At 67.7% G+C, this 12,637-nt stretch carries 12 protein-coding genes; 6 read left to right on the top strand and 6 right to left on the bottom strand.

Annotated features, from left to right (window positions below; genetic code table 11):
* The first annotated feature begins 15 nt into the window (after positions 1–15).
* Complete coding sequence (locus QMX85_RS03905) at positions 16–489, top strand: MarR family transcriptional regulator (protein WP_282338903.1); 474 nt, start codon at positions 16–18, stop codon at positions 487–489.
* 204 nt (positions 490–693) lie between these two features.
* Here the strand turns inward: QMX85_RS03905 and mnmC are convergent, their stop codons facing one another.
* Entirely contained in the window at positions 694–2,658 is a 1,965-nt protein-coding gene (gene mnmC / locus QMX85_RS03900; protein ID WP_282338902.1) for a bifunctional tRNA (5-methylaminomethyl-2-thiouridine)(34)-methyltransferase MnmD/FAD-dependent 5-carboxymethylaminomethyl-2-thiouridine(34) oxidoreductase MnmC, read from the bottom strand.
* Between the two features lie 114 nt (positions 2,659–2,772).
* Between mnmC and pap the strand changes: the two genes are divergently transcribed.
* Both pap and QMX85_RS03890 read left to right on the top strand, forming a co-directional pair.
* Positions 2,773–4,260 carry a polyphosphate:AMP phosphotransferase gene (gene pap, locus QMX85_RS03895; RefSeq protein WP_282338901.1) on the top strand — a complete coding sequence of 496 codons (1,488 nt, stop codon included), beginning with the start codon at positions 2,773–2,775 and terminating at the stop codon, positions 4,258–4,260.
* Positions 4,261–4,372: 112 nt separating this feature from the next.
* A complete protein-coding gene (locus QMX85_RS03890) occupies positions 4,373–5,557 on the top strand; it encodes a thiolase family protein (protein ID WP_273228879.1) in 1,185 nt (394 codons plus the stop codon).
* 138 nt (positions 5,558–5,695) lie between these two features.
* Here the strand turns inward: QMX85_RS03890 and QMX85_RS03885 are convergent, their stop codons facing one another.
* Positions 5,696–7,087, bottom strand: a complete 1,392-nt coding sequence (locus QMX85_RS03885) for an NAD-dependent succinate-semialdehyde dehydrogenase (RefSeq protein ID WP_282338900.1) — start codon at positions 7,085–7,087, stop codon at positions 5,696–5,698.
* A gap of 272 nt (positions 7,088–7,359) precedes the next feature.
* Positions 7,360–7,797, bottom strand: a complete 438-nt coding sequence (locus QMX85_RS03880; protein ID WP_282338899.1) for a MarR family transcriptional regulator — start codon at positions 7,795–7,797, stop codon at positions 7,360–7,362.
* 78 nt (positions 7,798–7,875) lie between these two features.
* Between QMX85_RS03880 and QMX85_RS03875 the strand changes: the two genes are divergently transcribed.
* Complete coding sequence (locus QMX85_RS03875; RefSeq protein ID WP_282338898.1) at positions 7,876–9,006, top strand: NAD(P)/FAD-dependent oxidoreductase; 1,131 nt, start codon at positions 7,876–7,878, stop codon at positions 9,004–9,006.
* A 192-nt stretch (positions 9,007–9,198) separates the two neighbouring features.
* Here the strand turns inward: QMX85_RS03875 and QMX85_RS03870 are convergent, their stop codons facing one another.
* From QMX85_RS03870 to QMX85_RS03860, 3 genes are all read right to left on the bottom strand, one after another.
* Positions 9,199–9,411: a DUF6316 family protein gene (locus tag QMX85_RS03870; protein ID WP_090230239.1), complete on the bottom strand. Its 213-nt coding sequence runs from the start codon at positions 9,409–9,411 to the stop codon at positions 9,199–9,201.
* Between the two features lie 171 nt (positions 9,412–9,582).
* Positions 9,583–10,200, bottom strand: a complete 618-nt coding sequence (locus QMX85_RS03865) for an NAD(P)H-dependent oxidoreductase (RefSeq protein WP_282338897.1) — start codon at positions 10,198–10,200, stop codon at positions 9,583–9,585.
* Positions 10,197–11,585 (bottom strand): class II fumarate hydratase, encoded by a 1,389-nt coding sequence (locus QMX85_RS03860; protein WP_282338896.1) that lies wholly within the window; start codon positions 11,583–11,585, stop codon positions 10,197–10,199. Before QMX85_RS03860 ends, QMX85_RS03865 begins: the two co-directional genes overlap by 4 nt.
* A gap of 279 nt (positions 11,586–11,864) precedes the next feature.
* On the opposite strand from QMX85_RS03860, the gene QMX85_RS03855 reads away from it, so the two are divergent.
* A complete protein-coding gene (locus tag QMX85_RS03855; protein WP_282338960.1) occupies positions 11,865–12,329 on the top strand; it encodes a DUF2059 domain-containing protein in 465 nt (154 codons plus the stop codon).
* Positions 12,326–12,631, top strand: coding sequence for a BolA/IbaG family iron-sulfur metabolism protein (locus QMX85_RS03850; protein ID WP_090230231.1), 306 nt, complete (start codon positions 12,326–12,328; stop codon positions 12,629–12,631). Before QMX85_RS03855 ends, QMX85_RS03850 begins: the two co-directional genes overlap by 4 nt.
* The last annotated feature ends 6 nt before the right edge of the window (positions 12,632–12,637 follow it).

Here is a 12,637-nt window from a genome sequence, read left to right as displayed (position 1 = left end):
ACGGCCAGGAAAGTTATGACCGAAACTAATAAGAACCTCAGCGATACCTACGCGCTGTCCGTTTTTCAGGCCCTGCGGCGGCTGCAGCAGTCGGCCGAAGTGCACGCCAAGCGGCTCTCGCGCTACGGCGGACTGACTCCTCTCCAGTTGTTGATCCTGCAGGTGCTGGCTGTGGAGAAGGAACTCACGGCGAGCCAGCTGGCGCGCTTCGTCAGCCTCTCGCCGGCCTCGCTGTCCGGCGTGCTGGAGCGCCTCGAAGGCCGCGGCATGCTCTCCCGACGCCGCGACGAGCAGGACCGCCGCAAGCAGTGGCTGGTCCTCGGTGACGCCGGCCGCGAAGCCCTCGGCGAAGCCCCGCCGCTGCTCCCCGACCACGTCCTGCAACGCTTCGCCAGCCTCCCCGAATGGGAACGCCATGCGCTGCTGGCCGGCTTGCTGCGGGCGGCGGAGCTGTTCGAAATGCCTGAGCAGGCGAACGGCGTGGGTTGATAGGCGCGGGGCGCTGGCGGTTCGTGGGATGGGTTGAGCACATCGCGCTCTGAAAGATCGCCGTTCGCTCTTGCCGTATCGACCCACCAGTCACCACGCTCATCTCTTCAGTAGGCCAAGCGGCGATGGCGCGAGGGAACCCCGGCGCAGCTTCTTAGTATGGGTTGAGCCCGCGATACCCATCGCCTGGCCGCCCTCGGGTGCTCACCCTTTGCCGCGCACCCGCTTCCTCAACATGAACCGGTTCGGATGGCAGGCTTCGGCCACCGCGCGCGGTAGCGGCAGCGGTTCGTCGTCCAGCCAGGCGGCGAGCAGTTCGCCGGAGAGCGGCGCGGTGAGCACGCCGCGCGAGCCGTGGGCGGCGTTGATGTAGAGGCCGTCGAGCCAGGGGCAGGGCGTGTCCGGCACCTGGCGGGCGTCCTTGGCGAGCACCGCGTAGGCCTCGGCGAAGGCCGGCGCATCCGCCAGCGGACCGACCATCGGCAGGTAGTCCGGACTGGTGCAGCGGAACGCGGCGCGGCCCTGCAACCGGTGCGGGTCGAGCGCCGAAGCGTTCAGGCGCGCGGCCAGGTCCGGCGAAATCTCTTCGAGCATGCGCAGATTGCCGGCGTGGTCGGCCGCGGTCGGTGTCAGGTCCGGGTCGTCGAAGCCGAAGCTCGCGCCCAGCGTGTGTTCCTCTCCGCGCGCCGGGGCGATGTAGCCCTCGGCGCAGAGCACCGTGCGCAGCGCCTGGCTCGGCGCGGTGGCGGGAATCTGGCTGATCTGACCGCGGATGCGCTTGAGCGGCAGCTCGGCGGCGACCGGGAAACGCTGGATGTCCGCGGCGCCGGCCAGCACGACCACCTCCGCTTCCTCCAGCAGGCCGTTCTCGGCGAAGACCTGCCAGCGGCCGCTTTCGCGTTCCAGGCGCAGCGCTTCGCTATGGCTGAGCAGACGGATGTTCGGATGATCGATCAGCGCGCGACACAGCGCCGGCGGGTGCGCCCAGCCGGCCTCGGGAAAGAACAGCCCGCCGGCGGGCAGGCCGACGCCGGCCAGCGCTTCGGCTTCCTCGCGCGGCAGCAGGCGCAGCAGGCTGTGCGGGAACGCCTCGGCGAGGCGCTGCTGGCGCGTGGCTTCGGCGGCGTCGAAGGCGATCTGCAGCACACCGCACGGCTCCCAGTAGCGACCGCGCTCGACCCGCTCCAGCAGGCGGCGGGTGTGACCGAAGCTGCTCACCACCAGTTGCGAGAGGGCGGTGCCGTGGGCGGAGAGCTTGAGGTAGAGCACGCCCTGCGGGTTGCCCGACCCTTCCTGGGCGACCTCGGCATGCCGCTCGATCAGCGTCACCCGCCAGCCGCGCGCGGCGAGGCTGGCGGCGCTGGCACAACCGGCGAGGCCGGCGCCGATCACCAGCGCCTCGCGGGTCTGCGGGCGCCAGCGCGGGCGGGCGAACCAGGGCCTGGCGCTGTCCTGCGGCTGGCCGTCGTAGCGCCCGGCGAGCATTTCGCGCTTGTGGCCGAAGCCCTTGACCTTGGCCATGGCGAAGCCGGCCTCCTTCAACCCGCGGCGGACGAAACCGGCGCAGGTGAAGGTCGCCAGGGTCGCGCCGGCGGCGGAGAGGCGGGCGAGCTGGGCGAAGAGTTCGGCGGTCCACATCTGCGGGTTCTTCGCCGGTGAGAAGCCGTCCAGAAACCAGGCGTCGATGCGTGCGTCCAGTTGCGGCAGGCAATCCAGCACGTCACCGATCAGCAGCGTCAGCACCACGCGGCCGCCGGCGAAGCTCAGGCGTTGGAAGCCCGGATGAATGCCGACGTACTGCGCCAGCAACGGCTCGGCCCAGGGCGCCAGCTCCGGCCACAGGGCCAGCGCGCGGGCGAGGTCCTCATGCGCGAGCGGGTAGCGCTCGACGCTGACGAAATGCAGGCGCGCCTCGGCGTTCGCGCATCGATCGAACAACTGCCAGGCACAGAGGAAATTCAGCCCGGTGCCGAAGCCGGTCTCGCCGATGCACAGGCGGCCGCCCGCCGGCAGCGCGGCGAAGCGTTCGGCCAGCGCGTTGTGGGCGAGGAACACGTGGCGGGTTTCTTCCAGGCCGCTGGCGCGGGAGAAGTAGACATCGCCGAATTCGCGGGACAGCGGCTGGCCCTGGTCGTCCCAGTCGAGCTGGGCGTGGGAAGTGTCGTTCATGCGTTTACCTGGCAGCGGGGCGCGCATTGTAGCCGCTACGTCGCGCCGCGCCGCGGACGGCTTATCGACGCAGCGGGAAATCCGTTAGGCTGGGTCGGGACAGAGGAGACACAGATGTTCGAATCGGCGGAAATCGGCCACAGCATCGGCCGCAAGGAATACGAGGAGGCGCTGCCTGCGCTGCTCGAAGGGCTGCTGGATGCGCAGTACGCACTCAAGGAGCAAGCGCGTTTCCCGGTGATCGTGCTGATCAACGGCATCGAAGGGGCGGGCAAGGGCGAGACGGTCAAGCTGCTCAACGAATGGATGGACCCGCGGCTGATCCAGGTGGAAACCTTCGACGTGCAGACCGACGAGGAACTCGCCCGGCCGCCGGAGTGGCGCTACTGGCGGCGGCTGCCGCCGAAGGGACGGATCGGCGTGTTCTTCGGCAACTGGTACAGCCAGATGCTGCAGGCGCGGGTCGCCGGCGAGACCAAGGACGCCGGCCTGGAGCACGCCATCGACTCCGCGCAGCGCTTCGAGCGGATGCTTTGCGACGAGGGCGCGCTGATCTTCAAGTTCTGGTTCCACCTGTCCAAGAAGCAGATGAAGACCCGCCTCAAGGTGCTTGCCGAAGACCCGCTGCGCAGCTGGCGGATCACCCCGCTGGACTGGCAGCAGTCGAAGACCTACGACAAGTTCGTCCGCCACGGCGAGCACATGTTGCGCCAGACCAGTCGCGACTACGCGCCCTGGTACATCATCGAGGGCAACGACCAGAACTACCGCGCGCTGACCGTTGGCCGGCTGCTGCTGGAAGGCTTGCAGGCGGCGCTGCGCACACCCGCCGCGACGCCCGTGCAGCCGCACGCGGCGACCATCGGTGCCAACCTCGAAGAGCATCAGCTGCTGGCCAGCCTGGACATGCGCCAGGTGCTGGAGAAAGAGCATTACCAGCGCCAGCTGACCCTGGAACAGGCGCGCCTGGCCGGGCTGATGCGCCACAAACGGATGCGCAAGCACGCGCTGATCGCCGCCTTCGAGGGCAACGACGCGGCCGGCAAGGGCAGTGCGATCCGCCGTGTCGCCGCCGCGCTGGACCCGCGCCAGTACCACATCGTGCCGATTGCCGCGCCCACCGACGAGGAACGCGCGCAGCCCTACCTGTGGCGCTTCTGGCGGCACATCCCGCCGCGCGGCAAGTTCACCATCTTCGACCGCTCCTGGTACGGCCGCGTGCTGGTGGAGCGCATCGAGGGCCTGTGCAGCCCGGCCGACTGGCTGCGCGCCTACGGCGAGATCAACGATTTCGAGGAAACCCTGGTGCGCAACGGCGTGGTGCTGGTGAAGTTCTGGCTGGCCATCGACAAGGACACCCAGCTGGCGCGTTTCGAGGAGCGCGAGAACACCCCGCACAAGCGCTTCAAGATCGGCCCGGAGGACTGGCGCAACCGCGAGAAGTGGGCGCAGTACAGCGACGCCGTGGGCGACATGGTCGACCGCACCAGCACCCAGCTGGCGCCCTGGACGCTGGTGGAGGCCAACGACAAGCGCTTCGCCCGGATCAAGGTGCTGCGCACCCTCAACGACGCCCTGGCCGCGGTGCTCGACAAGGATTGACGCGTCGAAACCCGGGGGATGCCGGCGCATACGCCGGATGAATGATCGTCGCCGCGGCCCGGCGGCGGTCCTATTCTCGGCCACCTCATCGAACAAGAATCCGAGGTGTGCCATGCGTGAAGTAGTCATCGTCGATAGCCTGCGGACTGGCCTGGCCAAGTCCTTTCGCGGCAAATTCAACCAGACCCGTCCCGACGACATGGCGGCGCATTGCGTGAATGCGCTGCTGGCGCGCACCGGCATCGACCCGGCGCTGATCGACGACTGCGTGGTCGGCGCCGGCTCCAACGAAGGCGCGCAGGGCTACAACATCGGGCGCAACGTCGCCGTGCTGTCGAAGCTCGGCAAGGACGTCGCCGGCATGACCCTCAACCGCTACTGCTCCTCGGGCCTGCAGGCTATCGCCATCGCCGCCAACCAGATCGCCTCCGGCTGCAGCGACGCCATCGTCGCCGGTGGTGTCGAATCGATCAGCCTGACGCTGAAGAGCGTCAACACCGATCACCTGTACAACCCGCTGATCCAGGAGAACCTGCCCGGCATCTACTACCCGATGGGGCAGACCGCCGAGATCGTCGCGCGCCGCTATGGCGTCAGCCGCGAGGCGCAGGACCGCTACGCCCTGCAGAGCCAGCAGCGCACCGCGCGGGCGCAGGCGGAAGGGCTGTTCGACGACGAGATCGTGCCGATGAACGTGCGCTACCAGGTCGAGGACAAGGCCAGCGGCGAGAAGAAGATCGTCGACGGCGTGGTCGATCGCGACGACTGCAACCGCCCGGATACCACCTACGAAAGCCTCGCCGCGCTCAAGCCGGTGTTCGCCGAGGACGGCTCGGTCACCGCCGGTAACGCCTCGCAGCTTTCCGACGGCGCCTCCATGACCCTGGTGATGAGCCTGGACAAGGCGCTGGAGCTGGGCCTCAAGCCGAAGGCGTTCTTCCGCGGCTTCACCGTCGCCGGCTGCGAGCCGGACGAAATGGGTATCGGCCCGGTGTTCTCGGTGCCCAAGCTGCTCAAAGCGCGCGGCCTGTCGATCGACGACATCGACCTCTGGGAACTCAACGAAGCCTTCGCCTCGCAATGCCTATACGCCCGCGACCGGCTGGGCATCGACAACGAGAAGTACAACGTCAACGGCGGCTCGATCTCCATCGGCCACCCCTTCGGCATGACCGGCTCGCGCCAGGTCGGCCACCTGATCCGCGAACTGCAACGCCGCTCGCTGCGCTACGGCATCGTCACCATGTGCGTAGGCGGCGGAATGGGCGCCACGGGGCTGTTCGAAGCGGTGCGCTAAAGGAAGAGGGGATCGATACGCCGGGGCAACGGCGTATCGATCGATCTGATGGCTACTTCAGTTTCCGCGTGAGCGTAGGGTGGAAAACCGCGAAGCGTTTTCCACCGGCTCGGATGCGTGGCGTTCCGCGCCGAAGGCTCAGAACCCGCCGTCGATATTCGTCACCCCGATCAGCTTGTGGTTGACGAACTCCTTGAGGCCCAGGCCGATCAGTTCGCGGCCGTAGCCGGAACGGCGCACGCCGCCGAACGGCAGGTCCGCCTTCACTGCGGTCGGATGGTTGATGTAGACCATGCCGGTGGAGATCTGCCGTGCCACCGCCTTGCCGCGCTGGATGTCGCGGGTGAACACCGAACCCCCCAGGCCGAAGGGCGAGTCGTTGGCGATGGCGATCGCCTCGGCTTCGTCGCGGGCCTTGAAGATCAGCGAAACCGGGCCGAAGAACTCCTCGTAGTAGGCCGGGTTTTCCGGGGTCAGGCCGGTGAGCATGACCGGCCGCACGAAGGCGCCCTGCGCCGGGACCTCGGCGCCGATCACGCTGGCGGTGGCGCCATGCGCGACGGCCCGCTCCACCTGCCGGCGCACGTCATCCGCGGCGCCCTGGGAGGACAGCGGCGCGAGACTGGTCTGCGCGTCCATCGGATCGCCCGCCTTCAGCGCGGCCACGCCGGCGTGGTACTTGTCGAGGAAGGCGTCGTAGATCGACTCCAGCAGGATGATGCGCTTGGAAGAGCAGCACACCTGGCCGGCGTTCCAGTGGCGACCGAACACCGCCCACTTCACTGCTTTGTCGAGGTCGGCATCGTCGAGCACGATGAAGGCGTCGGCGCCGCCCAGCTCCATGGTCGACTTCTTCAGCGCCTTGCCGGCCTGCGCCGCCACCAATGCCCCGGCCGCTTCCGAACCGGTCAGCGCCACGCCGTGTACGCGCGGGTCGTTGAGGATGGCTTCGATCTGCCCACGAGTCGCATACAGGTTGGTGAAACCGCCTTCGGGCAGCCCGGCCTCGCGCATCAGCCACTCGAACAGCGCGGCGCATTGCGGTACGTTGGAGGCATGCTTGAGTACCACCACGTTACCCACCGCCAGCTGCGGGGCGATGATCCGGGCGATCTGGTAGTAGGGGAAGTTCCACGGCTCGATGGCCAGGATGATCCCCAGCGGCTCGTGCACGAGCTGCGCCTCGAGCACCGCCGGGTCCTTCGAGGGCAGCGCCTCGGGAGCCAGCAGCGCCTCGGCGTTCTCCACGTAGTACTCGAAAATCGCCGCCGACAGCTCCACCTCGGCCTGTGCCTCGCTGAACAGCTTGCCCATTTCCAGGGTCAGCAACCGCGCATAGCCCTGGGCATCCGCGCGCAGCAGGTCGGCGGCCTTCTGCAGCACCGCCAGGCGGGCCGCGATGGGCTGCTCGCGCCAGTTCAGAAAAGTCGCCTGGGCGACGTCCAGCGCGGCGCCGACTTCGGCATCCGTCGCGTCGGGAAAGGTGGCCAGTGTTTCGCCGGTGTAGGGGTTGGTCGTTGCGTAAGCCATGCCTGTTTCTCCTCGTCTGAGCGACGACACGGACAGCCGGAAAGCCCATTCCAGAGCCTCCGCCGCCCGCCGCCGCGGCCGCCCAGTGAACGCAATTGCGTCAACGCGACCATTGACCTGGCACAGGAGAACGCACACGCGCGGAGAATCCGCGGTTGGCTGTCGTGAAACTGCGAAACGATTTACGCGTTGAATGCGAGGGGGGCTCGATAGGGCCTCGCTTGAGCACGAAGCGTCCGGCTACCTCGGCGCTTTGCTACGGTGCTACCGACTCATGACTCGCGATCGAGGTTGGCACTGAGCCGCTGCAGGAAGCTGGTCAGCAGGAGGGTCTCATCGGGGCTGAAACCGGCCAGCATGCGGGCATTGCCATCATTGAGGATCGTGCGCGCCTGCGGTAAGCGTTGCAGCGCCAGCGGGGTGAGTTCGATGCGCTGCGCACGCGGGTGGTGCGGATCGGGAAAGCGCCGGATCAACTGATCGCGCTCCAGCCGCGCCAGGGTCTGCGCCATCGACGGTTGCTCCACCCGCAGCAGGCGCGCCAGCTCGGCCTGGGTCGCGGCCTTGCCCTGGCGCAGTGCCTCCAGCACTGGCAGGCTGGCCATTCCCAGGCCCAGTGGGCGCAGCTCGGTCTCGGCCATCCGGCTCAGCTCGCGGGCCACTCGCTTGATCAGAAAAGACGGGACGTTCCTTGGGTCGGGACGTTCCATACGTTCACTCCGGCTGATTGACATAGGCTCCTATGATATAGATCATAGGATCCTATGTTGAAGTCCAGGAGGCTAGCCGTGTCAGTGTTTCCCCGTATCGCTGTCGTAGGTGCCGGTCCGGCCGGCCTGTTGCTGGCGTGCCGGCTGCACCGCGCCGGCAGACCGTTCACGTTGTTCGAGGCCGACGCCGCCGCCGATGCGCGCGCCCAGGGCGGCATGCTCGATCTGCATGCGGAGACCGGCCAGGCCGCGCTGCGCAGCGCCGGTCTGTTCGAGGATTTCCAGCGTTGGGCGCGCTATGAGGACCAGGGCACGCGGCTTTTCGACGCCGAAGGCCGGCTGCTGCTGGAGGATGACGGCCAGGCCGGCGACCGTCCGGAAATCGACCGCGGGCACTTGCGTGACCTGCTGCTGGCGGCACTACCAGGCCGCGTGCACTGGGGCCATGCGTTGCAGCAGGCTTCACTCGTGGACGAGGAGGTCGAACTGCGCTTCGGCAATGGCGACGTTCAGCGTTTCGACCTGGTGGTCGGTGCCGACGGTGCATGGTCCCGGCTGCGCGCGCTGCTCACCGACGTTCGTCCGTTGCACGCCGGCATCAGCCTGTACGAACTTTCGCTGGCGGATATCGACCGTGCCCACCCGCAGCTGTCCGCGCTGGTCGGGCACGGTACGCTGATCGCCAAGCGCGGCCAGTACACCCTGTTCGCCCAGCGCAATGCCGATGCCCATGTCCGCGTGTACGCCTCGTTGCCGCAAGTGCTGGGCGAGGGCGAACTGGCGCCGTCGCTGTCGCGTGCCGACCTGTTGCAGCACTTCGCCGATTGGCACCCGGACCTACGCCGGCTGATCGCCGAGGCCGGGGATGCGGTGCGGCCTTGGCCGATCTACATGTTGCCGCCGGAGCATCGCTGGGTGCATCGCCCGACGGTCACCCTGATAGGCGATGCCGCACACCTGATGCCGCCAGCGGGCGAGGGCGCCAACCTAGCCCTGCGCGATGCTGCCGACCTGGCCGATGCGCTGTGCAGCCATGACTGGCACGCCGCCGTGCGGGCGCACGAACAGACGATGATGGCGCGAGCTGCGGTAGCCGCGGCGAGTGCGCAGCGCCTGCTGACGGCCAACTCGCCGGCGTATCTGCTCGAGGTTCTGGGCGGTGATACGGCGGACGTAGGCGACGTCGCGAGCGCTGTTCCGTCGAGGTGACGGGCGCCGCCTCCGGCCAGCCCGGCGTCGCTTGCCGAAACAGGTCACAGAAGTCGGCGGCGCTTTGGACCAAGCGCGGCTCGACGCGCGAATGTTTTTCGGTTTCGCAGCGTCGTGGCGTTACAGCGACGCTTCAGGCGTACAGAGGGCGTGGAGAAAGGCGGAGGTGTCCCGGTAGTAGGTTCTGACCCCTCACCGCAACACCTTGTACTCCGAGATATTGCGCGCGCATTCGTGGCGGGCGAGGTAGCGGGTGACTTCGCGTTCGGCGTCTTGTTTGCTGAAGAAGGGGCCTTCCAGCGTGCCTTCGCGGGTGGAGAAGAAATAGCGGCCGTTGACCACGCTGATCCGCTCGCTGCGGAAATGGTTGGCGGGGGTTGCATCCACTTTGCGCTGTCCGAGCATGTTGTCGTTCTCCCTGTCGATGAGGCTGAGTCTACCGACCGTCCGGCTTTCAGCGGGGCCGCGGCAGACGGACGGTGTGCCGTTCTGGCGCAGTGCCATCATGTCGCGCAGATCATGGACCCGGCGGATGCCGTTCGGTTCCGCGTCATCGCTCCTCGGGCCTCGCGAGGACTAAACGCTCAGGCCGAGTTTTTCCGCCTTGCGCAGCCACGTCTGGCGTTGTTCCTCGGTGGAGGTGCGGATCGGCGAGAACTCGCTCAGGCGGCGCGTCCTGATTCCGCAGAAGCCCAGCACGGTGCGCACCATCTGCCGATGCGCCGGGGCGCCGTAGATCCAGCGGAAGTACCAGCTCGGGGTGTCCAGCGTCACCAGCAGGTCGGCGCTGCGGCCGGTGAGCAGCTTGTCCCAGGCTTGCGAGCGACCGCGGAACTTGAAGGCGAAACCGGGCAGGAACACCCGGTCGAGAAAGCCCTTGAGCAGCGCCGGCACGCCGCCCCACCAGACCGGGTAGACGAACACCAGGTGTTCGGCCCAGTGGATCTCCCGTTGCGCGTCGAGCAGGTCGGGCTCCAGCGTCTGGCTGTGCTCGTAGCCGTCGTGCAGGATGGGGTCGAACTGCAGCTCGCCCAGCGCGAGGACGCGCACCACGTGTCCCTTGCTGCGCGCGGCGTTGGCGTAGGTCTCGCCGAGCGCGTGGCAGAAGCTGGCGCCTTTCGGCGTGCCGAAGATCATCAGGATGCGTTTGCCGTCGCCTTCCAGGCGTGTCGCGCCGCTGCGCGCATCACTCATGGCGTGTTTCCCAGCATGTCTTGCGGGCGTACCCACTGGTCGAACTGCTCGCTGGTCAGGTGCCCCAGCGCCAGGGCCGCTTCGCGCAGGGTGCTGCCTTCGGCGTAGGCCTTCTTGGCGATCTCGGCGGCCTTGTCGTAGCCGATGTGCGGGTTCAGCGCGGTCACCAGCATCAGCCCGCGCTCCAGGTGCGCGGCCATCTGCGTGGCGTCCGGTTCCAGGCCGGCGACGCAGTGTTCGTTGAAGTTGCGGCAGCCGTCGGCAAGCAGGCGGATCGATTGCAGCAGGTTGTGGATGATCACCGGCTTGAACACGTTCAGCTGCAGATGGCCCTGGCTCGCGGCGAACGCGATGGTGGTGTCGTTGCCCATGACCTGGCAGGCGAGCATCGACAGCGCCTCGCACTGGGTCGGGTTGACCTTGCCGGGCATGATCGAGCTGCCCGGTTCGTTGGCCGGCAGCTTCACCTCGGCGAGGCCGGCGCGCGGGCCCGAACCGAGCAGGCGCAGGTCGTTGGCGATCTTCATCAGCGCCACGGCGAGGGTCTTCAGCGCGCCGCCGAGGGCCACCAGCGGCTCGTGGCCGGCGAGGGCGGCGAACTTGTTCGGCGCGGTGACGAAGGGCAGGCCGGAAAGCGCGGCCAGTTCCGCGGCGACGGCTTCGGCGAAGCCGTGCGGCGCGTTGAGGCCGGTGCCCACCGCGGTGCCGCCCTGGGCCAGCTCGCAGACTGCCGGCAGGGTCGCGCGAATCGCCTTCTCCGCGTAGTGCAACTGGGCAACGAAGCCGGACAGCTCCTGGCCGAAGGTAATCGGCGTGGCGTCCATCATGTGCGTGCGGCCGGTCTTGACCAGCTTGATGTGCCGCGCCGATTGCTCGGCCAGGCCGTCGGCGAGTTCGGCGATGGCCGGCAGCAACTGGTCATGCACCGCCTGCGCGGCGGCGATGTGCATGGCGGTGGGGAAGCAGTCGTTGGAGCTTTGCGCGCGGTTGACGTGGTCGTTGGGGTGCACCGGTGTCTTGCCGCCGCGCTGGCCGCCGGCGATCTCGTTGGCGCGGCCGGCGATCACCTCGTTGACGTTCATGTTGCTCTGCGTGCCGCTGCCGGTCTGCCAGACCACCAGCGGGAACTGGTCGTCGTGCTTGCCGGCCAGGACCTCGTCGGCGGCCTGCTCGATCAGCCGGGCGATGTTGGAGGGCAGCTCGCCGATGCGGTCGTTGACCCGCGCCGAGGCCTTCTTCACCAGGGCCAGCGCATGCAGCAGGGCCAGGGGCATGCGCTGGTCGCCGATCGCGAAGTTGATCAGCGAGCGTTGGGTCTGTGCGCCCCAATAGGCGTCTTCGGGGACCTCGATGGCGCCCAGGCTATCGGTTTCGGTGCGGCTCATGGCGGCGTCCTTCCAGTACGTTCAGGCAGTTTTAGTCTGCGCGGCGAGGCGCGGGGTTCCGCCCGAGCCTACAGGATCGCTGCGCGGCGATGCACGAACGAGCGGGCGTTCCGCGCCGCTTCGCCGGGCGCGGCGCGCCTTGAGGCCGGCACCGGCTTGGGCGCAGAATGCCGTTCCGCGCTGTCAAACAGCCCGAATTCTCTACGCAAGGAACACTCGATGACGTTATTCCGCACCCTGTGTGCCGCCGCACTCTTCGCCGCCGTGAGCGCCCCGGCCATGGCCGATACGGCCAGCCACAACGCCCAGGCGGAAAAATTCCTCAAGCTGGCGCATGCCGACAAACTGACCACGCCGGTCTACTCCCAGGTGCAGCAGATGTTCGCCCAGCGCTTCGCCGAGGCGAAGGCGCCGGAGTCGAAGAAGGCCACGCTGGAGAGCTACCAGGCCAAGGCCAACGCCGCGCTGGACAAGGCCGTGGGCTGGAACAAGATCAAGCCGGACATGGTTGCGCTGTACACCAGCAACTTTACCGAGAAGGAACTCAAGGACCTGATCGACTTCTACCAGTCGCCGCTGGGCAAGAAGGTTCTCGAGAAGATGCCGACCCTCACCGCGCAATCCGCGCAACTGACCCAGGCCAAGCTGGAAAGCGCGGTGCCGGAGGTCAACAAACTCCTGCAGGACATGAGCAGCGAACTCGGCGCCGGCAGCCCGGCGAAACCGGGGAGCCCCGCGAAATGATGATGCAGGAGCGTATCCGCGAGGCACTGGGTGGCCTGTCCACCCATCACCTCGAACTGGTCAATGAGAGCCACATGCACAGCCGTGGCGAAGATACGCACTTTAAGGCGGTCATCGTCAGCCCGGAGTTCGCCGGGCTGAACGCGGTGCGCCGGCATCAGAAGGTCTACGCGGCACTCGGCGAACTGATGGGTCAGTTCCACGCGCTCGCGCTGCACACCTACACCCCGGAGGAATGGGCGGCGCAGGGCACCGCGCCCGAATCGCCCACCTGCCTGGGCGGTTCCAAGCACGATCATTGATGCCCG

This window comes from Pseudomonas sp. PS02288 (assembly GCF_029959715.1).
GTDB lineage: Bacteria > Pseudomonadota > Gammaproteobacteria > Pseudomonadales > Pseudomonadaceae > Pseudomonas_O > Pseudomonas_O kuykendallii.
The sequence above is the reverse complement of the archived record's forward strand: the minus strand, read 5'-3'. Positions and strand labels throughout refer to the sequence as shown.